This window comes from Streptomyces sp. PA03-5A (assembly GCF_033792725.1).
In the GTDB taxonomy this organism is placed as follows: Bacteria; Actinomycetota; Actinomycetes; order Streptomycetales; family Streptomycetaceae; genus Actinacidiphila.
Genome location: NZ_JARAVL010000010.1, coordinates 246826 through 271181 on the forward strand (window position 1 = coordinate 246826; position 24356 = coordinate 271181).

The window sequence follows — 24356 nt, forward strand, 5'->3', positions numbered from 1 at the left end:
GCTCCACCGGGCGTGGACGCTGTCGCCCCCTCGTCGTGCCGGCGCACATGACGCGCCGCATGCGCGACCGCGGCCCCGACAAGGAGACCGCGGTCCGGGCCGGCGGGGGCATCGCCGCCGCCAAACGCACCACCCGGCAGACGACCCTGCGCATCCTGTTCGGCGTCAGCGCCCGGGAGGCCGGATCGCCCATGGTCGCTGCCGTCAGCTCGCCGCTGCTCTTCGCGACGGGGGCCCTCGTGCCGCTGCTGCCGTGGTTCCTCACCTCCGGGACGGCCGCGTCCGCCGCCGTGACCGCCCTCGCCTCGCTCCTGGTCGGCGCCTCGGCTCCGGCGCGTGCCCCCGCAAGGCCGCCTGGACCGCGGCACGCCAGCCGCTGATCGTCGCCGCCGCCTCGGCCGCGACGTACGCCCTGGGCGCCCTGGGCGGGCAGGCGGTGAGCTGAGGGACCGGCCGGGGGGCGCCGGTCGGCGTAGTCCGCCGAGCGGGGAGCGGACGCGGCCCCGAAGCTGGTGAGCAGCCGTCCGCCGGCACGACGCGAGGAGACCCCCATGACATCCACGAGCGCGCAGGCCGACGCCCGCGACTCCGGCACCTTCGACCTCGGCGGCGACCTGCCCGTCCACCGGCTGGGCTACGGGACGATGCAGCTGACCGGCGAGGGCGTGTGGGGCGACCCCGCGGACCCCGACGAGGCCGTACGGGTCCTGCGGCGCGCGGTCACCCTCGGCGTCACCTTCATCGACACCGCGGACGCCTACGGCCCCTTCACCGCCGAACTGCTCCTGCGCAAGGCCCTCCACCCCTATCCGCAGGACCTGGTGATCGCCACCAAGGCGGGTTTCGCCCGCCCGGGCCCCGGACAGTGGGTCGCGGTCGGGCGGCCCGCGTACCTGCGGCAGCAGGTGGAGCTGAGCCTGCGTCACCTGGGCGTCGAGCGCATCGACCTGCTCCAGCTGCACCGCGTCGACCCCGAGGTGCCCATCGCCGACCAGGTCGGGGAACTCGCCGCGCTGCAGCAGGAGGGCAAGATCCGGCACATCGGGCTCAGCGAGGTGACCACGGCCCAGATCGAGGAGGCCGCGAGGACCGCCACCATCGTCTCCGTGCAGAACCGCTACAACCTCGCCGACCGGGCGGCCGAGGACGTCCTCGCCCACGCCGAGCGGCACGGCATGGGCTTCATCCCCTGGTTCCCGCTCGCCACGGGCGAACTGGCGCGGAAGGGCGGCCCCCTGGACCGCATCGCCGAGGCGCACGGCGCCCAGCCGTCCCAGCTCGCCCTCGCCTGGCTGCTGCGGCGCTCCCCGGTCATGCTGCCCATCCCCGGCACGTCCAAGGTCGCGCACCTGGAGCACAACATCGCCGCAGCGGGTATCCGGCTCACCGACGAGCAGTACGAGGCGCTGACGACGGCGGTCTGACGCGAGGGCACGGCCGCCGCGCGGCGCGGCACTCGCGCCGCGCGTCCTGCGTTACCTCCTCGGTGAACGCCGGACCATCACCTGAGGAGAGACCGTGGCCCTCTGGGACCGCATCAAGGACTCGGCCGCGACGATGCAGACGCAGCTCGTCGCCAAGAAGAACGACCTGAAGAGCGGCGCCTTCCGCGACGCGAGCATGGCGATGTGCGCCCTGGTCGCCGCCGCGGACGGCACCGTGGACCCCTCCGAACGACAGCGCGTCGCGCAGCTCATCGCGACCAACGAGGTCCTGCAGAACTTCCCGGCCGCCGACCTGCAGCGGCGCTTCGACGACTGCCTCGACAAACTCACCGCCGACTTCGACTTCGGCAAGGTCGGCATCCTCCAGGAGATCGCCAAGGCCAGGAAGAAGCCCGCCGAGGCGCGGGCCGTCATCCAGATCGGCGTCGTCATCGGCGGCGCCGACGGCAACTTCGACAAGACCGAGCAGGCCGTCGTCCGCGAGGCCTGCTACGCCCTCGACCTGGCCCCGGCGGAGTTCGACCTCTGACCCTCCCCGCACGGTACGCACGTCGGGCCGCCCCCGGGACCGGGGGCGGCCCGACGCGTCCCGGCCCTCCCCCCGCCGCGGGGGATGCAGCATCATGGCCCGCCATGGAAGCCGCACCGCTGCTCGTCCTCGTGGGCCCGGCCGCGACGGGCAAGTCGACCGTCGGGCGGGGCGTCGCCGCCCGGCTCGGGCGCCCCTTCACGGACCTCGACGCGGTCGCCGACACCTACTACCGCGAGGTCGGCTGGAGCGTCGCGCGCCTGCGCGAGCGCATCACCGCCCTCGGCCGCGTGGCAGCCGAACGCGAGTGGGAGCCCGCCCGGGTCCACGCGGTGCGGCGGTTCCTCGCCGACCACCCCGGGGCGGTGGTCGCGCTCGGCGCGGGCCACACGAGCTACGCCGACCCCCGCCACGCCGCACAGGTCCGCGCCGCCCTCCGCCCCTGCACCGCGGTCCATCTGCTGCTCCCCGCCGCGGATCCGGAGCGCGCCCTCACCGTGCTGCGCCGCCGCTCGATGGCGTCCAAGGGGACCGACTGGATCACCGACGGCCATGACTTCCTCGCGCAATGGCTCCACGACCCCATGTGCCGTGCCGTCGCGACGCACGTCGTGTGCACGGAGGGCGACACCCCGGAACAGAGCATCGACCACGTGCTGCGCCTCCTCCCCGCCCACTTGGGCGGCCCCGCGTGAAGGTGCGTCGTGGCCGGTGAGTCGGCCGGGGTCGTCCGCGGCCGGCCGCGTCGGCCACTCCCGGCGTCAGGAGGCTTGGGCCTTCTGGCACTGCGCCTGGGGATCGTGGGCGTCGAGCTCGCTGCCGAGGCTGAGGACGCGGGCCTGCAGTGCGTCCACCTCGTCCGTGCCGTCCGACGTCGGCGCGACATCCGCCTTCAGGTCGGCGAGTTCGAGGCTCGCCGAGGCCCACTCCACCGTCCTGGACAGCCCTTGGGCGAGTTCCCGCCAGTCCGAGTCGAGGCGGGCGGCCTGAGCGGCCTCGCGCGCACTTTCCTCGAGAGCGGGTATGTCCCGCTCGCGGACGGTGTCCCGGTCTTCGGGAGTGTCGAAGCCGCCGGGGAGGAACATCTCGTAGGTCCCGCACGCATCACGGGCCAGGCCGCGTGCCCGGTTGCTGTCCCCCGACCCGCAGGCGCCGGCCACGGCCGTCAGGGCGAGGGCGACGGTGACTGAGCCCAAAGATGATCTCCGCATGGACACATCATGCCTGGCCGGTGATGCGGATGTGCGAACTCCCCGTCGTCCGCGGGACACTGCGTGGATGACCACCGACGCCACCGCCCCGACCCCGCGGGAGCGGGCCCTGCGGCACGTCGCGGGGCTGTCGTCGGGACCTCCGGTGGATCCGGCGCTGCGGGTCACGCTGAACTTCCACCCGGACCGGGCCGCGCGGGGCAAGCCGGTGCTGCAGGCCCTGTCCGAAGGCGGCGTCTACCACTCGCAGTTCGTCACGGGGACGAGCAACGGCGGCCTGACCGCCCGGCCGGGCGGTGACCGGTGGCGGTGGGAGAGCCGCATCTTCAACGGTGCGTACGATGCCGCGCCGCCCGCCGAACGCCCCGTCTACGGGGCGCTGAACTTCCGCCGCAAGACGGTCGGCGCCGCGCCGCGGTTCGGGTCCGCCCACTTCCGCCTGAGCGCAGGGACGGTGACCCGGACGACTTTCTGCTACCCGGACAGCTTCTTCGAACCCTCGGACTTCGGCGTCGGGGACCGCATGGGCCTGGTCGCGCTCGCCCTGGCCGATTCCAGGGACGCCCTCGACGACTACATCGAGGCACAGGTCCACGGACCGGTCCGTCTGGACCGCGATGTCGAGGCGCTGGTCCTGGACCCCTGCTACCGGGGCACCGCCGTCGAGGACGCGGCCCGCCGGCTGCCCTGCCCCGTGGAGTGGCACGGCGGCTTCCGGCTCACCGTCGAGGAACTCCGGCTTCGCCCCGCGTACCGCGGCCGGGAGTACGTGGACCTGGGCGCCGGGATCGCGGTCGACGGCCTGCTCGACCCCCGCGTCCTCGGCACGGCCGCCGCGACCGGCCGCCACGACCCCCAGGCGCTCAAGAAGGTGTGGCACTGCCTCGCCCGCTTCGGGATGGACGGCGCCCGAAGTTGACGCCGCGTCGGACAACGCATCGGGGGATGGGGACGATGACCTCAGCACGCTTCACCGCCCGTTTCACCGCCGCATGGCTTCCGCTGTCCGGTCCCCTCTTCCGGCGGCACTTCGCGGCGCGGGTGCTGTCGTGGACCGGGACCGCGGTCTCGCCGATCGCGCTGGCGTTCGCCGTGCTCGGGATCGGCGGGGGCGTCGGCGGGCTCGGGGTCGTGCTGGCGGCCGACATGGCCGCGCGAGCGGCGCTGCTGCTGGTCGGCGGCGCGGTGGCGGACCGGTGGCCCCGGTCCACGGTGCTGGTCGCGGCCAACGTCGTCGCCGCCGTGGGGCAGGGCTGCGCGGCTGCGCTGGTGTGGTCCGGGACCGCCCAGGTCTGGCACCTGGCGGTGTCGGCGGCGCTCGGTGGCGTGGCGGGGGCGTTCATCGGGCCCGCGTCGAGCGGGGTGCTCCGTGCGGTGGTCCCGCCGGAACAGCTCCGGCAGGCCAACGCGCTGCTGCGGCTGGCGCAGAACTCCGTGAAGGTGGCCGGCCCGGCGCTGGGCGGCATCGTGGTGGCGGCGGCCGGGCCGCAGTGGGCCATCGCCTGGGACGCGGCCACGTACCTGGCCGCGGGACTCCTCTCCACCCGCCTCCGCACCCCGCGGCTGCCCGACGCGCGCCGGCGGACCGGCGGCCTGCGGCCCGGCGAGGGATGGCGGGAGATCGCCGCGCGTCCGTGGCTCCGGCTGCTGCTGGTCCAGGGGACGGTGGTGGTGCCCGTCTGGCTGGTGTCGTTCCAGACGCTGGGGCCCGCCTACGCGGAGGAACACCTGGGTGGTGCGGCAGCGTGGGGCTTGGCCATGACCGGCTTCACCGCGGGGATCCTCGTGGGCGCCGCCGTGGCGCTGTGGTGGCACGTGCGCCGCGTGGGCCGGCTGCTCTGCGCGGGGACCGCGCTGATGGCGCTGCCCATGCTCACCATGGCGGCCGGTACGGGCCTTCCGGCCGTGGGGGCCGGGTACTTCCTGGCCGGTGCAGGTGAGGCACTGGTGTCGACGGTGTGGACCCTGCTGCTCCAACGCCGCGTTCCCGACGAGGCGTTCGGCCGGGTCATCGCGTTCTCCACCCTGCTCCAGCTCGCCCCCGTCCCCCTGGCCTCCCTGACGGCCGCGCCGATGGCCCACGCTTTCGGCGTGCGGCCGGCGCTGGCCTGCTGCGGCCTGGTCACGCTCGGCGCCGCCGTGGTTCCGCTGGTGCGCCGTCGGGTCCGCGTGCTGTGCCTGCCGGCGAGCGGGGAGGAGGGGCTGCCCCGGCGCAGAACCCAGCAGCAGTCCTGAGCTGTCACCGTCCGGCCCTCCGCGGGGCCTGGTGGCTGCCGTGGGGCGTGCGGTAGGAAGATCGAATGACACAGCCTCCCGTCTGCGGCCCCGAAGGGCCCCTGCGTGCCGCGGTCGTCGCCCGTGGGTCCGCACCCGTGCGTGCCGTTCTCTTCGACTTCTCCGGGACGCTGTTCCAGATCGCGTCGTACGCGGACCGGATCCGCGCGGTGCTGGAACGGCCCGTGGGCGATGCGGAGATGGACCGGCTGCTGGACGGGCTGGAGGCGGGGCTCACGGATCCCGAGGTGGTGCGCGCGCAACGGGGCCGGGACGTCTCCTCGACGGCGCATCGTCACGCTTTCACGACGTGGTACGCCTCCGTGGCCGAACTCGCCCCGTACGCCGACGCGCTCTACGAGCAGCTGCGGGCGCCCGGCCACTGGGTGCCGTACGCCGACGCCGCGGCCACGCTGGAAGCCTTGCGGGGTGCGGGCATCGCCATGGGCGTCGTCAGCGACGTGGGCTGGGATCTGCGGCCGACCTTCGCCCATCACGGGCTCGACCACCACTTCTCGGCGTGGGTGCACTCCTACGCGTACGACACCGAGAAGCCCGACGCCGTCCTGTTCGGGCACGCCTGCCGTCAACTGGGCGTCGATCCGGCCGAGACGCTCATGGTGGGTGACCACCCGGCCAAGGACGGCGGCGCGGCCGGCGCGGGACTGCGTTCGTACGTCCTGCCCGCAGGCGCGGCCCCCGGCGGGCACCGGGGGCTGGAGGCGGTGCTCCGGCTGGCCGGGGTGCGGTCGTGAGCGGCCGTGGGGCACCTCACACGGAGCTGAACCAGCGGTGGCAGGTGGGCCGCGCCTCCTTGCCTGGCCGCCTCCTTCAGGACTCCTGGTTCGGGGAGGGGCGAGGGCGAGGTCCCTGCGCCACCCGCGGGGTGCTCACGCACGGCTCCACTCGATCTTCAGCGCGCGCCCCAGTGCCCGTCCGGCCTCGGCGGCGGGCCGGCGGGTGGCGGGGTCGAGCGGGTTCGTGCCGATCGCCGCCAGTGACGCCTCGTCCGGTTCGACCACCGCGACCTCGGCGCCCGCGGCCCGAAGTTCCGCCAGGGCCCGCTCGAGGGGCAGTTCGCTGGGGAACAGGTCCGTGGTCCCCATCGGCGCGATCGCCAGCACGCGCGACGCGCCCCCGGCGTAGTCGGCGTTCGTGGCGGACCGTACGCCGCCGTCGACGAAGCGGCGCCCCTCGATCGTCACGGGGGGCCAGATGCCCGGCACGGCGCAGCTCGCCGCGACGGCGTCCACGAGGCCCACGCCGCAGGAGCCGTCGAAGACGCGCGGCTGCCCCGTCTCCGCGTCCACGGCGACGATCCGTACCGTCCGGGAGGCGGGCCAGTCGTGTGAGGGGAGACGGGACTCGATCACCCGCCGCCGTTCCGCCTCCGGCACGGTCTCGGCGTCCAGGGCGTACCTGCCCACCGCGCGCCGCATGTCGGGGACGGAGGCCGCGCCCTGCAGCACGTCGGCGATGCCCGCGCCGAAGTTCGCCAGGTCCACGTCCGCCATGATCTCGGCCGACTGCAGCTCCGGCTCGGTCTGCCGGGCGTAGAGCTCCTGCAGCGACAGCCCGCTGGCCAGTTGCGCCGCGACCGTCGCCCCCGCCGACGTCCCGACCAGCACGTCGGCTCCTGACACGTCCTGCCCCGCGTCCGCGAGCCCCGCCAGCAGTCCGGTGATCCAGGCGATCCCGGCGACGCCCCCGCCACCGAGCACCAGTGCGTCGGTCATCTTCCGTCCTCTCCCTCGGCGTTGCCCTCGTCGGCCCTCGTCCCATCCTCTCCCGTGGCGGCCGGATCGTCCGGTCCCGCGAGGAGGACGGGTGTCATCGGCCACCCAGCGTGACGCGCTGGTCACGTGGGATCCCTGATCGTGGATCCCTTCGTGCGGATATAAGATGAATCGCCCGGGCGGTGTGCGGCGGAGACCTCCGTGGACCCCGGCCGCCGCGGCCCGAGGTGACGCCATGCGGAGCGGTTCCCGCGTCCGCCACAGGAACGTCCGGAGTGGTGAGCATGTCCAAGACACTGATTCCTCCCCGGCCGGTGATCGGCCCCACGATCGGCCCGGCGTTCGGCGCCACGACCGGCACCGGGGCGCAGCCCGCGCCGGCCCTGCGCCCGCACCGGGACCGGGTGGCGCCCACCCCGACGCCGGCCTGCGAGGAGAGCACCACCGCGGGCATCTCGTACACCGAGCCCCCGGAGGTCCCGAAGACCTGGGAGATCGTTGCCCTGGTGGCGATCTTCGCCGTCACGCTCCTGATCGCCGTGGGCATGTTCGGCCGGGTCCTGACGCTCTGACCGGTCGCCGGCGGCACATGGTCCAGGACGCCGGAGCGCCCGTCCTCAGGTCGGGGCCGGTGACCCGGCCTGACGCCCGCCGGACGGGGCGGCCGGGACGGCGGCTACGGGGCCCGCGCTCTGCGCGCCCACGAGATCGAGCCCGGCTTCCAGCTCGTCCAGGGCCCGCCGGGCGGCGGCGAGACGTTCCCGTAGGTCGGGGGGCGGCTCGCCCTCGGTCGGCCGGGGCGGCGACTCGCGCTCGCGCTCCAGTTGCCTGGCCTCCTCCAGCGAGCTGATGACCACGCCGATGAGCAGGTTGACCAGCACGAACGAGCCGAGCAGCACATAGGAGGCGTAGTAGAGCAGGCTCCAACGTGAGATCTCCAGGCCGCCCCGGACGGCGTCGCCGATGCCGTCGAGGGTGATCAGCAGGAAGAGCGACAGGGCGGCCCGCCCGACGGACCCGTAGTGCTCGGGGTCGTCGTCGGCGAAGAAGACCCAGCCGGTCATGGCGTAGACGTACAGCAGCATCGTGCCGACGAGCAGGAAACTGACCGTGCCCGGCAGGCTCTTGCCGATGGCCACGATGATGATGCGCAGCTGCGGCAGGAAGCGGGCGGCGCGCACGACCCGGGCCATCCGCAGCAGACGCAGCACCGTGGTGTTCTCGCGCGCGAAGGGCAGGTAGGCCAGCGTCACCACGGCCAGGTCGAAGATGTTCCACGGGTCGCGGAGGAAGTCCCCGGGGCGGTCGGCGTGGGCGCAGGCCCGTAGGACGACCTCGGCGGTGAAGGCCGCCAGGAAGGCGTGCTCCACCAGTTTCAGGGGGCCGTGCCAGCGTGCCGCGATGCCGTCGTACGTCTCGACGCCGAGGACGGCCGCGTTGGCCAGGACGAGGGCGAAGACGGTGACGCCGAACCACTCGGAGTCGACGACGCGACGGCAGCGCACGGCGAGCGCACGGCCCGGGGGAGTGGCGATGTGTTCGGCCATGTACGTGTACCCGGTCCTCCGCTGCCGCCTGCCTGTTGACCCGACTGAAGTGGATCTTATGGCCGGCAGGCGGGCCCACGGGTCCGCAGGCGCACTCAACTGCCGTTCGGGCGACGGTGGTTCAGTGGGCCGGGGTGGCGGTGGAGGCACTGGCGGGGCGCGGTGCGGGGTCGTCGGGGCCGGCGAGCGCGTCGTCACCGTAGAGGTCCCTGACCCAGGGGGTGTGGTAGACGGTGTCGAGGTAGCGTTCGCCGAGGTCGGGGGCGATGGCGACCGCCGTGAGGTCGTCGTGGCCGCGGTCGGCGAGCCAGTCGGTGGCGGCGCTGACGACGGTTCCGGTGGAGCCGCCGAAGAGGAAGCCGCGGCGGGCCAGGCGGTGGCAGGTGCGGATGGCGTCCGCCTCCGCGACGTGGACGACCTCGTCGACGCACGCGGTGTCGAGCAGCGGCGGGCGGACGCTCGTGCCCAGCCCGGGGATCATGCGCCGGCCGGGGGCGCCGCCGAAGGTGACCGAGCCCGCGGTGTCGACGGCCACGACGCGGACGCGGGGATGGTGGCGGCGGAAGTAGCGGGCGCAGCCCATCAGCGTGCCGGTCGTGCCCGCGCCGACGAACAGGACATCCAGGGCGGGGAAGCGGGCGGCGATGGCCGGGGCGGTCGTCCTGTAGTGGGCCCGGCCGTTGTCGGGGTTGGTGTACTGGTTCAGCCACACGTAACCGTCGTCGGCGGCGCACAGCGCGCGGACGTGGTCGATGCGGGCCCGCAGCCAGCCCCCGACGGGAGCGGGTTCGGTGATCAGGTGCACCCCGGCGCCGAGGGCGGCGATCATCTGCCGGGTGGCCAGGTTGCAGCGGGTGTCGGTCACGCACACGAAGCGGTGGCCCCGGTTCGCGGCGATCACGGCCAGGGCCACGCCGAGGTTGCCCGACGAGGACTCGACCAGGACCGAGCCGGCCCCGAGGCGTCCGCTGCGCTCGGCGGCCCCGATCATGGCGGCGGCCGCCTTGAGTTTGATCGACCCCGCGAAGTTGAAGCCCTCGCACTTGAGGAACAGCCGCTGCGCGAGGACGGGTTCGAGGTCGACGTACAGATCGTCCTCGTTGAAGTCCTGGGGTGCGGATATGACCGGCACGGTGTCTCCCTTCCGGGGGTGGTCGTGCTCCCAGTGACACCCATCGGGAGCTGTCCGTCATGTCACCGGAATCCGTGACTTGACGCCGTCCGGGAGCGCCGTTACGGGCGGGCGCCGAACGGGCGGGGCGGGCGGATTGTCGGGACGTACGCCGACACGTCAAGTACCGAATTGCCGGGGCAGGACAGGCCGTCGGCGCCGGTGCCTACTGGAGGGCGGCGCCCCCGGCACACCGACGACCCGACGCCACCGCATCGCACCGGAAGGACGACTTCGATGGACACGTACGCCCACACCGGCCGCAGGTTCTGGCACTCCATGGTGACCACCGGCGGGTTCACCTCGATACCGCGCTGGACCTGCCGGCCGTCCCCACCGGGCACCGCCGTGCACCGGCTGGGGCTCCCGGACGGGCTGGTGGCGGCCTTGCGACGGCAGGCGTACCGCCTCGGCGTGCCGCTGCGCTCGATGCTGCCGGCCGCGCACGCCAAGGTGCTGGCGGCCCTGTCGGGGGAGGCGGAGGTGGTGACCGGCTACGCCGTCGAGGACGGGAGGGTGCTCCCGTGCCGGCTGTCGGCGGCCGCCGCCACGTGGCGCGGGCTGGTGCTGGCCACGCACCGGGTGGAGGCGCAGGTGCTGGCCTTCCAGGACTACCCGGTCGGTGAGCTGAGCCGGGAGCTCGGGATGACCGGCCCGCTGTTCGAGACCGTCTGCGACCCGGCGGGCGTGGGCGCCGGGCTGGCCGGCGCGGACGGGGCACCTGACCGGTCCACGGTGCTGCGGGTGGGCCTGGGCGCCCACGAGGGCCGTCCGGTACTGGAGCTGGGCTACCGCACCGACGTGCTGGACGAACCGGCGGCAGCCCGGATCGCCGGCTACCACCTGACCGCCCTCACCCTGATGGCCACCGACGTCGACGCCGAGCACGCGCGCCAGAGCCTGCTCACGGCGGAGGAGACCCGGCTGCAGCTCGACGGCATGGCGGGGCCCCGGCGCAGGCTGCCAGACCGGCGCTTCCACGAGCTCTTCGAGGAGCGGGCGGCTCGCCGGCCCGAGGCGGTGGCGGCCGTCCACGCCGGCCGGCGGTGGACGTACGGGGAGCTCAACGCCCGTGCCAACCGCCTGGCCCACGCCCTGCTGGCCCGCGGGCTGCGGGCCGAGGACGTGGTCGCGGTGGTCACCGGGCGGAACCTGGACTGGCTGGCCGCGGTGCTGGCCGTGCTCAAGGCCGGGGGCGCGTACCTGCCCGTCGAGCCGCACCTGCCGCCCGGCCGGATCGCCGCCGTCCTCACCCGCGCCGCCTGCACGACCGTCATCACCGAGCACGGCAGCACCGAGGCCCTGGAACGCGCCCTGCACGGGCTGCCCGGCACCACGACCGTCTTCGTGGAGGAGGCCCGCGCGCAGGATCACCCGCCGTCCGATCCCGGTGTCCCCGTGGCCGGCGACCAGCTGGCGTACCTGTACTTCACCTCCGGCTCGACCGGGGAGCCCAAGGGCGCGATGTGCGAGCACGCCGGATTCCTCAACCACCTCTACGCCAAGATCGACGACCTCGGCATCGGGGAGGGCCAGGTCGTCGCGCAGACCGCGCCGCAGAGCTTCGACATCTCGCTGTGGCAGCTGACCGCCCCGCTGCTGGCCGGAGGGCGGGTCCTCGTCGTCGAGCAGGACGTGGTCCTGGACGCCGACCGCTTCCTCGACGCGGTCGCCGGGGAACCGGTCGAGGTGCTGCAGCTCGTCCCCTCCCACCTGGACGTCGTGCTGTCCGCGCTGGAGAGCCGGCCGCGGCGCCTGCCGGACCTGCGCTGCGTCTCGGTGACCGGGGAGGCGCTGAAGAAGGACCTCGTCGAGCGCTGGTTCGCCGCCGTGCCGGGGACCCGGCTGGTGAACGCGTACGGGCTGACCGAGACCAGCGACGACACCAACCACGCGGTCATGGACCGTCCCCCCGCGTCCGACTGGGTCCCCGTCGGCCGGCCGGTCAACAACGTCCGCGTGTACGTCGTCGACGAGCACCTGGCGCCCGTCCCGCTGGGCGCCCCCGGCTTGATCGCGTTCTCGGGGATCTGCGTCGGCCGGGGCTACGTGAACGACCCCGAGCGCACCCGCGAGGCCTATCTGCCCGACCCCCACCACCCCGGGGCGTGGCTCTACCGCAGCGGTGACGTCGGTCGCTGGCATCCCGGGGGCCGGCTGGAGTTCCTCGGCCGGACCGACGACCAGGTGAAGATCCGGGGCTTCCGCATCGAGATCGGCGAGATCGAGAACACCCTCACGCGCGCCGACGGCGTCCATGACGCCGCCGTGGTCCTGACCGACCACGGGAGCCGGCTGGCCGCCTTCTGCACCGGGGACCGGCCGGTACCTGCGGCCGCGCTCCACGAACACCTGGCGGCGGCGCTGCCCGCCTACATGATCCCGGCGGCCTTCCACTGGCTGGAGCGCCTGCCGCTGACCGGCAACGGGAAGACCGACCGCGAGGCCCTGGCCGCGCTCGCCGGCCGTGCGGAGCCTGCCGGTGCCCACCAGCCCCCGCACACGGCGGCCGAACGCCGCCTGGCCACCGCCTGGGCTCAGGCGCTCGGAATCGCGGAGCACCGCGTCGGCCGCGGTGACCACTTCTTCGACCGGGGCGGCACCTCACTGGCCGCGGTGCGCCTGGCGATCCTGCTGGACCGCGACGTCACCCCCGCCGACGTCAACGCCCACCCGGTGCTGGCCGACCTCGCAGGGACGCTGGAGGCCCGGCGGTGCGCGGGCGGGCCGCAGGACGGGGAGCTCAGGCAGCCGGGGGCCGGCACTGCCGGAGGTCCGCCGGCACCGGCCCGTCGACACCCGGCACCGGCGGCGCCGCCGGTCGCTGGCACGCGGGGCACAGTTGATGCCCCCGCGCCGTGATCCGGGTGCCCCACCCGAGGCAGACCGTGCAGCTGCGTGCCGCGGCCAGGTCGGGATGCGGGACGGCGGGAGCGGAGAGTGCTCCGTGGGACATCCGGGACTCCTAGGGGTGCACGGGGAGGCGGCATGATGTCGGGCCTTATGGGCTCTTTATCCAGGTATAAGCGGAATGCCCTATTTTGAACAAACGCCGTGCGTGACCGATCGCGCACCACAAGTGACACCGGTGCGCGGCTGTCCCGCCGCCCGGCGACGGGAATGGCATCGTCCGCGCGGCGGTTGCACATAACGCGGGTGACCGGTGGCGGGAGTACGCGACCTGGCGCCGTGGGGACCGCGCAGCGGTCCGGCCCCCACGCTGCCGCCGGGGAGCGGCGACCGGCACCCGCCTCATTCCCGCGCCGGTCCGGCCCCCATCCGGGCCGGCGCAGGCTGCTTCCCCGGGGATTGTCGGTGCCGGGTGGCACCGTGGACACCATGGACGAGGTGATACACCCCAGGGTCTACGGTGCCGACGTGGACGACCCGCATCCCGGCCCCAAGCCGGGGCACGTCTACCGGGAACTGGTCGGCGGCCCGCTGGACGGACTGCTGCTCGACGTGACCGGCTGGACCGCGCCGCAGCACTCGGCGGGCGCGGAGCTGCGCACCGACATCGGCCGCTTCGGTCCGGGCGGCCGCGCCCGGTACGCCCCTCGCGACGGCGACACCGACCACTGGGACTGGCACGGCGACAGCCGCTGACCGTCCCCGGCGTCGCGGACGCCCCGTCACGGTCGCGTGCACCGGGCCGGGTTGCCGCGGGGGCCCCGGGTGGGTCAGCCCGGCTCGCCGGATCGCGCCCCGGGGTGTCTGATGAACACAGCGGTCCCGGGGCCCCGGAGTGGCCCCCGGTTCGGCCCCGGGCCGCTCTTCCCGCCGTGCCCGGCCCTGCCCTGCCCGGACGACCCGGCGCCCGCCGCGGAGTTCACGGGCGCGTGGTCGACGCGGCGGGTGGACGAGCGCGCCGGCGGCGAGCCCGGAAGGGCCGCCGGTTACGGCTTCCTGGCCATCCCGGCGGCGATGAGACGCTCCCAGACGGTGAGTTCACGCTCGGTGTCGCCGATGCGGGAGACACCGTCGCTCGCGTCCGGTCGCCACAGCGACGCGGGGACGATCCCCGGCTCCAGGACCTCCAGGCCGTCCAGCAGGTCCTCGATCTCCTTGTCGGTGCGCCACCGCCCGCGGCCGAAGGTCTGCTGGAGGATCCGCTCGGACTCGGCGGTCTCCGCGTTGTTGCCGGACCGGAAGTGGCTGACGAAGAAGTAGCTGCCGGAGGGCACTTGGTCGCGCCAGTAGCCGACGATGCCCGCCGGGTCCTCGTCGTCGTTGACGTGGTGGAGGATGGCGCTGAGGATGACGGCGACGGGCTTGTCGAAGTCGATCACCTCGAGGGTGTCCGGGTGGTTCCGGATGACCTCGGGTTCGCGGATGTCGGCCTGGATGACGCGCGTGTCGTCGTTCTGCTCCAGCAGCGCCCGGCCGTGGGCGAGCACGATCGGGTCGCTGTCCACGTACACCACCGTGGAGCCGGGGGAGTGGCGCTGGGCGACCTGGTGGACGTTGTCCGCGGTCGGCAGACCGCTGCCCAGGTCGACGAACTGGCGTACACCGGTCGTGGTGGCGATCTCCCGGATCGCGCGGATCAGTGCCGCGCGGTTGGCGAAGGCGATCGCCACCGAGCCGGGCAGGTCCTTCTTGAACACGTCGCCGATCTCCCGGTCGACGGCGTAGTTGTCCTTGCCGCCGAGCAGGTAGTCGTAGACGCGTGCGATGCTTGGTCTGGTCTGGTCGACCCAGGAGACGTCGTCCGTCATGACACCCATCCTTCTCCGCGATGACGCCGGGCAACCGTCATCCTAGGGAAGGTCGTGGGCAGTTCACCCCCGGCGGTGGTGCTCAGCCCATGCGGTCGATGAGGCGGGTCAGGATCCGGCCGGTGTTGCGGGGCGGCTGCGACTCGGCGGCGAGCCGGTCCATGACGGTCAGGTAGTGCTCCACGTCGTCCTGCTTGTCCAGGTAGAGCGCGCTCGTCAGCTGCTCCAGGTAGACGATGTCGGGCAGGTCCGGCTCCGAGAAGCGCAGGATGGTGACGGGGCCGCCGGCGGCGGCCAGACCGCCGATGTCGAACGGGGCGATCTGCAGCGTCACGTTGGGGAGCGCGGCGACCTTCATCAGGTGCTCCAGCTGACCGCGCATCACCTCGACGCCGCCGAGCGGGCGGTGGAGGCAGGCCTCGTCGAGCACGACCCACAGCTGCGGCGCGTCCGCCTTGGCGAGCAGGTCCTGACGGGTCATCCGCAGGTCGACACGGCGGCTGATCTCCCGCTCGGTCGCGCGGGGGTGGCCGAGCCTGGTGACGGCCCGGGCGTACGCCTCGGTCTGCAGCAGGCCGGGGACGAACTGCACCTCGTAGGTGCGGATGGTGTGGGCGGCCTCCTCGAGGCCGATGTGCGTCTCGAACCAGCTCGGCAGGACGTCGGCGTACTGGTGCCACCAGCCGGGGGTGTTGGCCCGCAGGGCGAGCCCCAGCAGGTCGGCGCGCTCCTGCGCGTCGGTCACGCCGTACAGGGTGAGGAGGTCGGCGACGTCGCGCTCCTTGAACCCCACCCGGCCCAGCTCAAGGCGGCTGATCTTCGCGTGCGACGCGCGGATCGCCTCGCCGGCCGCCTCGCGGCTGATCTGCCGGGACTCGCGCAGCCTGCGCAGCTGCGTGCCCAGGACGATGCGGAGCACCGTCGGCCCGCCGCGCTGCGCGGCGAGCGGCGAACCGGTGGCGGGCGCGTGGCCCGGCCGGGCGGCAGTCATGTCGGATCCCCCTGGACGACTGGTTGCGGATTCAGTGTTCCATCGCCGGGCCCGTCAGTACAGGCACATCCGCATCGCGGCGGCGTGCCCGGTGCCCACCGCGCGCGTGCCCGGCGCACCCGCCGGGAGTAAAGGGGCGGCCGGGACGGTTGTCGTCAGCATGCACGGTGAGTACAAGGTGCCCGGTGGGAAGCTCGTGGTCGTGGACCTCGACGACCACGACGGGATGCTCCGCAATGTTCGCGTCGCAGGCGACTTCTTCCTCGAACCGGACGAGGCGATCACCGCCATCGACCGGGCGCTCGAGGGCGCTCCCGCCGACACCGACGCCGCCGGCCTCGCGGCCCGGATCGAGGCTGCCCTGCCCGAGGGGACGGTCATGTACGGCCTGACCGCGGAGGGGGTCGCCGTCGCCGTACGGCGGGCCCTCGCCCAGGCCACGGACTGGACGGACTACGACTGGCAGTTGATCCACGAGGGACCGCAGTCCCCGGCCCTGCACATGGCCCTCGACGAGGTCGTCACCGCGCAGGTCGCGGCCGGCCGCCGGCCGCCGACCCTGCGCGTGTGGGAGTGGGGCGGTCCCGCGGTCGTCATCGGCAGTTTCCAGTCCCTCGCCAACGAGGTCGACGCGGGGAACGCCGAGCGCCACGGCCTGACCGTCGTGCGGCGGATCTCGGGCGGCGGCGCGATGTTCGTGGAGCCCGGGAACACCATCACGTACTCCCTGTCGGTGCCCGCCTCCCTGGTGTCGGGGCTCTCGTTCGCCGACTCCTACGCCTACCTCGACGACTGGGTGCTCGACGCCCTGGGGGACATGGGCATCAAGGCCTGGTACCAGCCGCTGAACGACATCGCCACCGAGGCCGGCAAGATCGCCGGCGCCGCGCAGAAGCGCGTGGTCGCCCCCGACGGGGGCGCGGGTGCCGTCCTCCACCACGTGACGATGTCCTACGACATCGACGCCGACAAGATGCTCCAGGTGCTGCGCATCGGACGGGAGAAGATGTCCGACAAGGGCACCCGCAGCGCACAGAAGCGCGTCGACCCGCTGCGCCGCCAGACCGGGCTGCCGCGCGAGGCCGTCATCGACCGGATGATCGACTCCTTCCGTGCCCGCTACGGCCTCACGGACGGGAGCATCAGCGCCGAGGAGCTCGCACGCGCGGAGGAACTCGTCGCCGCGAAGTTCGGCACCGCGGAATGGACCGCTCGCGTGCCGTGACGCACGCGTCCGACCCACGTCTTTGACTCGTCAAGCATATGTATGCTTGACGAGTCAAAGACGTGGGGTGCGGGCCTGCCGGCGCGGACCCCGGAACCCCCCGGGCGTCCGTCCGCGCACCAGAAAGACGAACCACCATGCAATTCGGCATCTTCGGAGTCGGCGACGTCACCCGGGACCCGGTCACCGGACGCACGCCGAGCGAGGCGGAGCGCATCGACGCCATCGTGCGCATCGCCCGGCGCGCGGACGAGCTCGGCCTGGACGTCTTCGCCATCGGCGAGCACCACAACCCGCCGTTCATCCCCTCCTCGCCCACCACGATCCTGGGGCACATCGCGGCGCTCACCGGGCGGATCACGCTGAGCACCTCCGTCACACTGATCACGACGAACGACCCGGTGCGCATCGCGGAGGAGTACGCGATGCTGCAGCACGTCGCCAAGGGCCGGGTCGACCTCGTCCTCGGACGCGGCAACACGGCGCCGGTCTACCCCTGGTTCGGGCAGGACATCCACCGGGGTGTCGAACTCGCGCTGGAGAACTACAACCTGCTGCACCGCTTGTGGCGGGAGGACGTGGTCGACTGGGAGGGCAACTTCCGCTCCGCCCTGCAGGGCTTCACCTCCACCCCGCGCCCCCTGGACGACGTGCCGCCCTTCGTGTGGCACGGCTCCATCCGCACGCCCGAGATCGCCGAACAGGCCGCGTACTACGGCAACGGCTTCTTCGCCAACAACGTCCTCGCGCCGTACGGGCACTTCGAACGGCTCGTCGCCTTCTACCGCCAGCGGTTCGCGCACCACGGGCACGGCGCCCCGGAGCAGGCGATCGTCGGCCTCGGCGGCCAGGCCCACATCGCCCGGCGCTCGCAGGACGCGGTCGCGGCGTTCCGCCCGTACTTCGAGGGCCACCCGCTGTTCCGCGGGCACTCGCTGGACGAGTACCGCAAGCTCACCCCGCTGTCGGTGGGCAGTCCGCAGGAGGTCATCGACAAGACGATGGACTTCCGGGAGCGCTTCGGCGACTACCAGCGCCAGTTGTGGAACGTGGACGGCATGGGGCAGCCCGTCGAGGTCGTCCTGGAGCAGATGGAACTGCTGGCGACCGAGGTGGTGCCGGTGCTCCGCAAGGAGATGGGCTCGCTGCGCGCCCCGGGCGTGCCGGACGCGCCCACGCACGCGAGCCTGGTGCGGGCGAAGTACGGCGACGCCGAGCCGCGGCAGCCGCGGCCGAACCCCAACCGCGGGGACAACGTCACCGGCGCCTCGCCGTACCAGGACAGCGATCCGTCGGTCGCCGCGCACCGGCCCCTGGCAGGCTGAGCCATGAGCACCGGAACCCCGGCCGCCGACGCGTCCGCCACCCGCCCGCTCAGCCTCGTCGTCCTCGACGCGGGGGTCGGCGATCCCTCCTCGTCGCGGCTGCTGGCCGGCCGCATCGCCCACCGGGCCGTCGCCGCGCTGCGTGAGCAGGGGCGTACGGCCACGACCCGGTCGATCGGACTCGGCCCGCTCGCCGTCGACATCGCCCGGGCGATCGTCTCCGGGCATCCCGGTGAGGACCTGCAGGCGGCGATCGGCGAACTGGCCGCCGCGGACGGCGTGATCACCTCCACCCCGGTCTACACCGCCGGGGTGAGCGGCCTGTTCAAGTCGTTCTTCGACGTCCTGGACGGCGACCTGTTCGTCGCCAGGCCCGTCGTGCTCGCCGCGACGGCCGGCAGCGCGCGTCATGCGCTGGTGGTCGAGGACCAGGTCCGCCCCATGTTCGCCTACCTGCGCGCCCTCTCCGTCCCGACGTCGGTCTTCGCCGCCCCCGAGGACTGGGGCGCGTCGGCGCTGGGGGACCGCATCGGCCGGGCGGCGGTCGAGCTCGCGGCGCTGATGGCCAGCGGGGTCGCCGACACGATCGCGGACCGGGCCTGGTCCGGCTACCAGCACCGCTTCGGCGGCAACGCCACGCGTGCCGAACGCACCGCCGCCGACGTCGACTTCGACACCCCGCTCATGCGCCTGGCCGCCGGTGGAGCCCCGTTGCGGAAGGAAGGCCCCGCCGGCTGACCGCCGAGGCGATCCCGCCGCTCCGGAGCCGGGGCGGCCGGGGCCGGGACCCGAGGTGTCCGGCGGCGTACCAGCCGACGTGGGCCAGGGCGGCGCCCGCGAGGGCGTCCAGGACGTAGTGGTTGGCGGTCAGGACGACGGTGGCGTCCATCGACACGGTGAGCGCGACGGCGAGGACGCGGAACCAGACCTTCCGGGTGGCGGCGAGGACCGCCAGCGTCATGAGGAGGTTCCAGCCGACGTGCAGGCTCGGCATCGCCGCGTACTGGTCGGTGAAGGCGGGCGGCTGCAGGACCCGGTAGGCATGGGACTGCTGCGTGACGGTGTCCGTCATGCCCGTCGCCGCCAGTCGCGGCGGGGCCACGGGGAACGCGGCGAAGACGACGAGCCCGGCCGCGCCCGAGATCAGCATCGCGCCGGCCGCCCGGGTGTACACCTCCGGGTGCCGGGAGAGCAGCCACAGCAGGGTGAGCGCGATGACCGGCCAGTGGCCGAAGATGTAGATCCAGTTGAGGACCCGCGTGACGGTGCGGTCGTCGACGACCAGGTCCTGCAGCGGGGACTCCCAGTCCAGGTGCAGGAACCGCTCGGTGGCCTGGACCCGGGCGGCGTTGTGCAGGGCCGTGCCCTGCGAACCGTCGGTCAGGCCCCGGACGCCGAAGTAGCCGATGACGGCGGCCACGACGACCGCGCTCCGCGGGACCAGCCGGGACGCGGTGGCGGCCGGGGGCCCGTCATGGGCCGCACGGCAGGAGACGGCGTCGTACGCCAGGTGGCGGGCGCGGTGCGCGTAGGGGGCGATGACGCTCATCGCGGGGTCCGGAAGCCCTGCCGGTCACTCTGGGTGCCCGGGTGCGACTCCGCGCGGACGCCGGGTCCCGCGAGCGGGGCCCGCCACAGCGGGACGACGATCCGGCTGCCGTCGGTGTTTCTGCCACTGCCGTCCGACGAGGGGAGTGGGCCGTTCATTTCTGCCTCCGGTTCAGTTGTGCTCGAACGCATCGCAACAACTGGGAGTTTCGTTTCCCATATTCCGGAGGGTCGCGGTGGGGAAGATCACAGGAAGTCGTCGTGATGCGCCGGCCATGTCGCGGCATGGGGGATCACGGGAGGCCGGGCGCTTCTTCCTTGAGGGTCAAGTGAACTGACCATGCGTCCGATGAGAGGTGTCACCGCTGCTCATGCGCCAGGTACCCGGCGTGGAGTTGACAGGGAACGGCGACCGGTATCTACTTGACGCTGCAAGCATATGGGGTGGCGGCGGCTTCCGTGCACCGTCCGGGGATGTGCGGTGAGGAATGCCGGGCATACCTGCGACAGGCCTTTCCGCGGCGATGAATTCCCGCCTGTGCAGGCGGAATTCAGCACCGGCCCCGCTTCCGGCGGGTCGCTCGTGAGCGGCGCCCGGCGATGGCGGTGGCGTGCCGATTTACCGATTCCCTGCGGCACTTCTACGGTCATGGGACAGGGTCCATCACCTTGCGTAAGGGGACGGCCGTGGTCACCGTCAGTGATGCCTTCTACCGAATCCTGCGCCATCACGGGGTGAAGGCGGTCTTCGGCAATCCCGGGTCCAACGAGCTCTCGTTCCTCACCGGACTGCCCGAGGACATCCCCTACTACCTGGCCCTCCAGGAGGGCGCCGCGATCGCGATGGCCGACGGCTTCGCCCAGGCATCGGACACGACCGGCTTCCTCAACCTGCACGCCGCCTCGGGCACCGGCAACGCGATGGGCTGCATGACCAACACGGCGAGCTGCCACACCCCGATGGTCGTCATGGCCGGCCAGCAGCCCCGGCGCTACGTCCCCGTGGGTGCGATGCTCACCAACGTCGACCCGACCAAGCTCTGCGACCCGCTGGTCAAGTGGTCCGGCGAACCGCCGCGGCCGCAGGACGGCCGGGCACTGGTCTCCAAGGGCCTGATGCTCGCCGGCTCCGCGCCGCGCGGCGTGGTCTACCTGTCCGTACCGCTGGACGACTGGAACGAGCCCGCCGAGGAAGGTGACCTGGCCCAGCTCATGGATCGCGGGGTCGAGGGCAGTCCCGTGGTGGCGCCGCGCGTGCTGGACGCGCTGGCCGGCGTGCTGGACCGCGCCGGGTCGCCGGTGCTCGTCCTCGCCCGGGGGCCGACACCGAGACCGGCTTCCCCGCGGCGGTCGCGCTGGCCGACGGGCCCGGCTGCCCGTGTGGGTGGCCCCCAGCCCGCCGCGGGCGCCGTTCCCCACGCGACACGGCTGCTACCAGGGCCAGTTGCCGTCCGCCGTCGGCGCGGTCGCGGAGGTGCTCTCCGGCCACGACGTCGTCCTCTGCTTCGGGGCGCCCGTCTTCCGGTACCACGCCCCCAGCGGCAGCGACTTCCTTCCGCCGGGCATCAGCGTGTACGGGGTCACCGACGACCCGGACGAAGCGGCCCGCGCCCCCTTCGGCCGCCTCGCCGTGGGCGACCCGTCCGACGCGCTGGTGCGTCTGGCCGAGGCGGCCGCACCGGGCGACCGGCCCTGGCCCCCCGAGCGCACCGTCGCGGCGGCGGACACCTCCGGGCCGGCCTTCACCGCCGAGGCGATCCTCGACGCGATCGAGCGCGGCAAGAGCGACGACACCGTGTTCGCCCTCGAGTGGACGTCCGCGGACATGGCGCGCGACCGGCTCACCATCACCCGGCCCACGTCGCTGTTCTACCCTGCCGCCGGCGGCCTGGGCTGGGGCCTGCCCGCCGCCATCGGGCTGCGGCTCGGCCGTCCCGAGCGGCCCGTCGTCGCCCTGATCGGCGACGGGGCCATGCAGTACACCACCTCCGTCCTGTGGACCGCCGCCCGCTACCGGGTGCCGGTCACCTTCGTGGTCTGCAACAACCGCAGGTACGGGGCACTGGAGGAGTTCTCCCGGCTCCTCCACGTCCCGGAGGGCGACTACCTGGACATCGCCGGCATCGGTGTCCTGGACCTCGCCCGTGGCTACGGCCTGGAGGCGCACCGCGCGGAGGACCTCCAGGACCTGACGGACTTCGTGCACCAGGGGCCGACCGCCCAGGTCCCCCGGCTCGTCGAGGTCCACCAGCGCTGAGGGGGCCGCCGGCGTCCCGTCAGGAGCGGGCGACGACCGCCTCCTTCGCGGGCGTGTGCCCGGCCGCGCTCCGACGGGGCACCAGCCATGCGGCGAGGACCGCCCCCAGTCCGGCGAGAGCGAGCGCGCCGAAGCCGTACGTGTACCCGGACTCGGCGGGCAGTCCGCCTTCGCCGACGCGGGCGCCGACGATCCCGCCCATGAGCGCGGCACCCAGGGCGCCGCCGATGGTGCGGAGGTTGGCGTTGACACCGCCCGCCACTCCCGTCTGCTCGGGGCGGACAGCGGCGACGACGACGTTCGACATCGTGGCGACGGCTCCCCCGAAGGCGGTGCCGAGCAGCACCATCGCGACCACCACCTGCCACGTGCGGTCGTGCCGGAAGGCGAGCCCGGCCAGCGCGACCACGTCGAGCACGGCCGCAGCGGTGAGCACCGTGCGCGCGCCGAGCCGCCGTGTCAGCCGCACCGACACCGGACTGGAGACGGACATCGCCACCGTCATCGGCAGCAGGAGCAGCCCGGCGCGGGAGACGCTCGCCCCGAAGCCGTAGCCGCTCTCCGGGGGGCTCTGCAGGAAGGCGGGCATGAAGCCGAGCACGGCGAAGACGCCCGTGCCCAGCAGCAGCGAGACCAGATTGGTGGTCCACACCGCGGGGACGCGCAGCATACGCATGTCGACCAGCGGGCTCGCGGAACGGCTCTCCGTCACGACCCAGGCCGCGCCGAGCGCGACGGCCGCGACCAGGGGGCCGGTCACCCTGCCCGACGACCACCCCCACGCCGAGGCCTGGGTCAGTGGCACGAGCAGCGCGAGCAGCCAGCCGGCCAGGAGCAGGGCGGACCCCCAGCTGACGGACCCGTCGTTCCGGGACGGCGAGGGCGGCACCACGAGCCGTGCCGCCACCGCGGCGAGGGCGGTGAGGACCATCGGGGCCCAGAACAACGCCCGGATGCCCAGGGCGTCGTCGAGCGGTCCGGCCAGGACGACGCCGCTGCCGCCGCCCACCGCGGTCAGTGCCGACGCGAGACCGATCGCGCCGGGGATCCGCTCCCGTGGCAACTCGTCGCGGATGATCCCGAAGGCGAGCGGCAGGACGCTGCCGCCGATGCCCTGGACGGCCCGTCCGGCGATCATCACGGTGATGTCCGTGGCGACGGCCGAGAGCAGCGAGCCCGCGGAGAGCGCGGCGAGTGCCACGCCGAGCATCCGGTCCTTGCCGTACCGGTCGCCGAGGCGTCCGACGACGGGTGTGAAGACGGACGCCGACAGGAGGAAGGCGGTGACGACCCAGGTGATGAGCGTCTGTGTGGTGCGCAGTTCCTCCTGCAACCGGGGAAGCACCGGGTTGATCAGCGACTGGAGCAGGGCGAACGCGAAGACGCCCAGCAGGACGACGGCCAGGACGGCGCGCGGGCGCGCGGGACGCGGGGGAACGAGGGGTGGCATGGGGCCTTCTCTGCGAACGGGTGCGGGTTCCGCCGGTCCCGGCGCCCGGGAGGCCGGACGGCACTCGGGTCCCGGAGAAAGATGCCAACCAGATCTTATGTAGACAAGATGATCTGTCAAGCAGACGATATGCGCACCGAGGTGAATTAGGGTGTCCTCGTGACTTCACAGCGCGGCCTCGGTGCGGAGGCCCCGGAGAGCGGACCGTCCGGACTGGACGGCGACTTCGGCTTCGCCATCGGCGCGGTCTTCCGCGCCTACGCGAAGGCGGTCGACGCCGCTGTCGGTGACATCCCCGGCGGGCCCCGCGGCTACTTCGTGCTCGCGGCCGCCGTCTCGGGCGAGGCGGGCAGCCAGAAGTCCCTCGCCGAACGCCTCGGGGTCGACCGGACGGTCATGACCTACCTCCTGGACGACCTGGAGGAGGCAGGTCTGGTGGAGCGCAGGCCCGACCCCGCCGACCGCAGGAGCCGGCACGTGTTCGCCACCGAGCACGGCGCCGAACGCTGGGAGGAGTTGCGCGCCCGGGTCGGCCTGGTCGAGCAGCACCTGCTCGGCGTGCTGCCGGAGGAGTCGCGGGAGGCGTTCCACGGCATGCTGTGCACCCTCGCCCGTCATGTGACCGGGCGCGACCCGGTGGTCGACCCCTGCCAGGTGGTCGTCGAGTTCGGCATCGCCGAGGAGTCGCCGCGCGCACCGCGCCGCGGACGGCGGCGTCCCGCGAACTGACCGTCAGGGGTGCCGTGGTGGCGCCCCCGCCCTAATGCTTTTGCCGCCGCCGTCCGTTCGGACGGCGGCGGCTTCGCGTACCGCCGTCCTTACCCTCCACCCTCGCCCCGGGAGAGCCGAGGAATACGTGTGCTCACAGATGTGCTGCAATATATATTATTTGCGAGACAGATAAGCTGTCCGGCAGCACACTAAGAGGG

Annotated in this window: 23 protein-coding genes and 1 pseudogene; 16 read left to right on the top strand and 8 right to left on the bottom strand. The window is 73.4% G+C overall.

Annotated elements, in window-relative coordinates:
- Window positions 1-47 precede the first annotated feature (47 nt).
- The 4 genes from PV410_RS15360 to PV410_RS15375 all read left to right on the top strand — a co-directional run bounded on the left by PV410_RS15360 (window position 48) and on the right by PV410_RS15375 (window position 2669).
- Entirely contained in the window at window positions 48-380 is a 333-nt protein-coding gene (locus tag PV410_RS15360; protein ID WP_500324846.1) for a VIT1/CCC1 transporter family protein, read from the top strand.
- Between the two features lie 171 nt (window positions 381-551).
- The gene (locus PV410_RS15365; protein ID WP_500324848.1) at window positions 552-1424 is read left to right on the top strand and encodes an aldo/keto reductase; all 873 of its coding nucleotides are present in this window, start codon (window positions 552-554) and stop codon (window positions 1422-1424) included.
- A 94-nt stretch (window positions 1425-1518) separates the two neighbouring features.
- Window positions 1519-1974: a tellurite resistance TerB family protein gene (locus tag PV410_RS15370; protein WP_500324850.1), complete on the top strand. Its 456-nt coding sequence runs from the start codon at window positions 1519-1521 to the stop codon at window positions 1972-1974.
- A 104-nt stretch (window positions 1975-2078) separates the two neighbouring features.
- Window positions 2079-2669 (top strand): shikimate kinase, encoded by a 591-nt coding sequence (locus tag PV410_RS15375; protein WP_500324852.1) that lies wholly within the window; start codon window positions 2079-2081, stop codon window positions 2667-2669.
- 66 nt (window positions 2670-2735) lie between these two features.
- On the opposite strand, the gene PV410_RS15380 is transcribed toward PV410_RS15375, so the two are convergent.
- Window positions 2736-3185 carry a hypothetical protein gene (locus PV410_RS15380; RefSeq protein WP_500324854.1) on the bottom strand — a complete coding sequence of 150 codons (450 nt, stop codon included), beginning with the start codon at window positions 3183-3185 and terminating at the stop codon, window positions 2736-2738.
- A gap of 67 nt (window positions 3186-3252) precedes the next feature.
- Between PV410_RS15380 and PV410_RS15385 the strand changes: the two genes are divergently transcribed.
- From PV410_RS15385 to PV410_RS15395, 3 genes are all read left to right on the top strand, one after another.
- The gene (locus PV410_RS15385; RefSeq protein WP_500324856.1) at window positions 3253-4104 is read left to right on the top strand and encodes a DUF3626 domain-containing protein; all 852 of its coding nucleotides are present in this window, start codon (window positions 3253-3255) and stop codon (window positions 4102-4104) included.
- A gap of 35 nt (window positions 4105-4139) precedes the next feature.
- Window positions 4140-5420, top strand: coding sequence for an MFS transporter (locus PV410_RS15390; RefSeq protein WP_500324858.1), 1281 nt, complete (start codon window positions 4140-4142; stop codon window positions 5418-5420).
- A 65-nt stretch (window positions 5421-5485) separates the two neighbouring features.
- Window positions 5486-6214 (top strand): HAD family hydrolase, encoded by a 729-nt coding sequence (locus PV410_RS15395; protein WP_500324860.1) that lies wholly within the window; start codon window positions 5486-5488, stop codon window positions 6212-6214.
- Window positions 6215-6349: 135 nt separating this feature from the next.
- On the opposite strand, the gene PV410_RS15400 is transcribed toward PV410_RS15395, so the two are convergent.
- The gene (locus PV410_RS15400) at window positions 6350-7195 is read right to left on the bottom strand and encodes a patatin-like phospholipase family protein (RefSeq protein WP_500324862.1); all 846 of its coding nucleotides are present in this window, start codon (window positions 7193-7195) and stop codon (window positions 6350-6352) included.
- A gap of 284 nt (window positions 7196-7479) precedes the next feature.
- Between PV410_RS15400 and PV410_RS15405 the strand changes: the two genes are divergently transcribed.
- Window positions 7480-7767: a DUF6480 family protein gene (locus PV410_RS15405; protein WP_500324864.1), complete on the top strand. Its 288-nt coding sequence runs from the start codon at window positions 7480-7482 to the stop codon at window positions 7765-7767.
- A gap of 45 nt (window positions 7768-7812) precedes the next feature.
- Here the strand turns inward: PV410_RS15405 and PV410_RS15410 are convergent, their stop codons facing one another.
- Both PV410_RS15410 and sbnA read right to left on the bottom strand, forming a co-directional pair.
- Complete coding sequence (locus tag PV410_RS15410; RefSeq protein ID WP_500324866.1) at window positions 7813-8742, bottom strand: ion transporter; 930 nt, start codon at window positions 8740-8742, stop codon at window positions 7813-7815.
- 121 nt (window positions 8743-8863) lie between these two features.
- Window positions 8864-9874, bottom strand: a complete 1011-nt coding sequence (sbnA, locus tag PV410_RS15415) for a 2,3-diaminopropionate biosynthesis protein SbnA (RefSeq protein ID WP_500324868.1) — start codon at window positions 9872-9874, stop codon at window positions 8864-8866.
- A gap of 276 nt (window positions 9875-10150) precedes the next feature.
- Here sbnA and PV410_RS15420 point away from each other — a divergent pair, with 276 nt between their 5' ends.
- Entirely contained in the window at window positions 10151-12775 is a 2625-nt protein-coding gene (locus PV410_RS15420) for a non-ribosomal peptide synthetase (RefSeq protein WP_500324870.1), read from the top strand.
- A 477-nt stretch (window positions 12776-13252) separates the two neighbouring features.
- The gene (locus PV410_RS15425; RefSeq protein ID WP_500324872.1) at window positions 13253-13519 is read left to right on the top strand and encodes a hypothetical protein; all 267 of its coding nucleotides are present in this window, start codon (window positions 13253-13255) and stop codon (window positions 13517-13519) included.
- Between the two features lie 290 nt (window positions 13520-13809).
- Here PV410_RS15425 and PV410_RS15430 read toward each other — a convergent pair whose 3' ends face one another.
- Both PV410_RS15430 and PV410_RS15435 read right to left on the bottom strand, forming a co-directional pair.
- Window positions 13810-14631, bottom strand: coding sequence for an SAM-dependent methyltransferase (locus tag PV410_RS15430; protein ID WP_500324874.1), 822 nt, complete (start codon window positions 14629-14631; stop codon window positions 13810-13812).
- Window positions 14632-14713: 82 nt separating this feature from the next.
- Window positions 14714-15622, bottom strand: coding sequence for a Sco1979 family transcriptional regulator (locus PV410_RS15435; RefSeq protein ID WP_500324875.1), 909 nt, complete (start codon window positions 15620-15622; stop codon window positions 14714-14716).
- Between the two features lie 160 nt (window positions 15623-15782).
- Between PV410_RS15435 and lplAB the strand changes: the two genes are divergently transcribed.
- From lplAB to PV410_RS15450, 3 genes are all read left to right on the top strand, one after another.
- A complete protein-coding gene (lplAB, locus tag PV410_RS15440) occupies window positions 15783-16847 on the top strand; it encodes a lipoate-protein ligase LplAB (RefSeq protein WP_500324877.1) in 1065 nt (354 codons plus the stop codon).
- Between the two features lie 137 nt (window positions 16848-16984).
- Window positions 16985-18172 carry a CE1758 family FMN-dependent luciferase-like monooxygenase gene (locus PV410_RS15445; protein ID WP_500324879.1) on the top strand — a complete coding sequence of 396 codons (1188 nt, stop codon included), beginning with the start codon at window positions 16985-16987 and terminating at the stop codon, window positions 18170-18172.
- A 3-nt stretch (window positions 18173-18175) separates the two neighbouring features.
- Window positions 18176-18910, top strand: coding sequence for a CE1759 family FMN reductase (locus PV410_RS15450; RefSeq protein WP_500324881.1), 735 nt, complete (start codon window positions 18176-18178; stop codon window positions 18908-18910).
- Here the strand turns inward: PV410_RS15450 and PV410_RS15455 are convergent.
- Window positions 18855-19721, bottom strand: a complete 867-nt coding sequence (locus PV410_RS15455; RefSeq protein ID WP_500324882.1) for a phosphatase PAP2 family protein — start codon at window positions 19719-19721, stop codon at window positions 18855-18857. The two genes, PV410_RS15450 and PV410_RS15455, sit on opposite strands and share 56 nt — an antisense overlap.
- 599 nt (window positions 19722-20320) lie before the next feature.
- Here PV410_RS15455 and PV410_RS15460 point away from each other — a divergent pair.
- Both PV410_RS15460 and PV410_RS15465 read left to right on the top strand, forming a co-directional pair.
- Window positions 20321-20689 (top strand): annotated as a pseudogene (locus tag PV410_RS15460) (thiamine pyrophosphate-binding protein); the annotation flags it as partial.
- A 475-nt stretch (window positions 20690-21164) separates the two neighbouring features.
- Window positions 21165-21977, top strand: a complete 813-nt coding sequence (locus PV410_RS15465; protein ID WP_500324884.1) for a thiamine pyrophosphate-dependent enzyme — start codon at window positions 21165-21167, stop codon at window positions 21975-21977.
- A 19-nt stretch (window positions 21978-21996) separates the two neighbouring features.
- Here PV410_RS15465 and PV410_RS15470 read toward each other — a convergent pair whose 3' ends face one another.
- Entirely contained in the window at window positions 21997-23427 is a 1431-nt protein-coding gene (locus tag PV410_RS15470) for an MFS transporter (protein ID WP_500324886.1), read from the bottom strand.
- 159 nt (window positions 23428-23586) lie between these two features.
- Here PV410_RS15470 and PV410_RS15475 point away from each other — a divergent pair, with 159 nt between their 5' ends.
- Window positions 23587-24156 (top strand): MarR family winged helix-turn-helix transcriptional regulator, encoded by a 570-nt coding sequence (locus PV410_RS15475; RefSeq protein ID WP_500324888.1) that lies wholly within the window; start codon window positions 23587-23589, stop codon window positions 24154-24156.
- Window positions 24157-24356: the final 200 nt, after the last annotated feature.

Bases quoted from the DNA above. Each gene is read 5' to 3' on its own strand.
- PV410_RS15400 (WP_500324862.1), bottom strand. From the start codon at position 7,195: ATGACCGACGCACTGGTGCTCGGTGGCGGGGGCGTCGCCGGGATCGCC.
- PV410_RS15430 (WP_500324874.1), bottom strand. From the start codon at position 14,631: ATGACGGACGACGTCTCCTGGGTCGACCAGACCAGACCAAGCATCGCA.
- PV410_RS15360 (WP_500324846.1), top strand. From the start codon at position 48: ATGACGCGCCGCATGCGCGACCGCGGCCCCGACAAGGAGACCGCGGTC.
- PV410_RS15470 (WP_500324886.1), bottom strand. From the start codon at position 23,427: ATGCCACCCCTCGTTCCCCCGCGTCCCGCGCGCCCGCGCGCCGTCCTG.
- PV410_RS15380 (WP_500324854.1), bottom strand. From the start codon at position 3,185: ATGCGGAGATCATCTTTGGGCTCAGTCACCGTCGCCCTCGCCCTGACG.
- PV410_RS15445 (WP_500324879.1), top strand. From the start codon at position 16,985: ATGCAATTCGGCATCTTCGGAGTCGGCGACGTCACCCGGGACCCGGTC.
- PV410_RS15385 (WP_500324856.1), top strand. From the start codon at position 3,253: ATGACCACCGACGCCACCGCCCCGACCCCGCGGGAGCGGGCCCTGCGG.
- PV410_RS15420 (WP_500324870.1), top strand. From the start codon at position 10,151: ATGGACACGTACGCCCACACCGGCCGCAGGTTCTGGCACTCCATGGTG.
- PV410_RS15410 (WP_500324866.1), bottom strand. From the start codon at position 8,742: ATGGCCGAACACATCGCCACTCCCCCGGGCCGTGCGCTCGCCGTGCGC.
- PV410_RS15435 (WP_500324875.1), bottom strand. From the start codon at position 15,622: ATGACTGCCGCCCGGCCGGGCCACGCGCCCGCCACCGGTTCGCCGCTC.
- PV410_RS15450 (WP_500324881.1), top strand. From the start codon at position 18,176: ATGAGCACCGGAACCCCGGCCGCCGACGCGTCCGCCACCCGCCCGCTC.
- lplAB (WP_500324877.1), top strand. From the start codon at position 15,783: ATGCACGGTGAGTACAAGGTGCCCGGTGGGAAGCTCGTGGTCGTGGAC.
- PV410_RS15365 (WP_500324848.1), top strand. From the start codon at position 552: ATGACATCCACGAGCGCGCAGGCCGACGCCCGCGACTCCGGCACCTTC.
- PV410_RS15395 (WP_500324860.1), top strand. From the start codon at position 5,486: ATGACACAGCCTCCCGTCTGCGGCCCCGAAGGGCCCCTGCGTGCCGCG.
- PV410_RS15405 (WP_500324864.1), top strand. From the start codon at position 7,480: ATGTCCAAGACACTGATTCCTCCCCGGCCGGTGATCGGCCCCACGATC.
- PV410_RS15425 (WP_500324872.1), top strand. From the start codon at position 13,253: ATGGACGAGGTGATACACCCCAGGGTCTACGGTGCCGACGTGGACGAC.
- PV410_RS15390 (WP_500324858.1), top strand. From the start codon at position 4,140: ATGACCTCAGCACGCTTCACCGCCCGTTTCACCGCCGCATGGCTTCCG.
- PV410_RS15455 (WP_500324882.1), bottom strand. From the start codon at position 19,721: ATGAGCGTCATCGCCCCCTACGCGCACCGCGCCCGCCACCTGGCGTAC.
- PV410_RS15375 (WP_500324852.1), top strand. From the start codon at position 2,079: ATGGAAGCCGCACCGCTGCTCGTCCTCGTGGGCCCGGCCGCGACGGGC.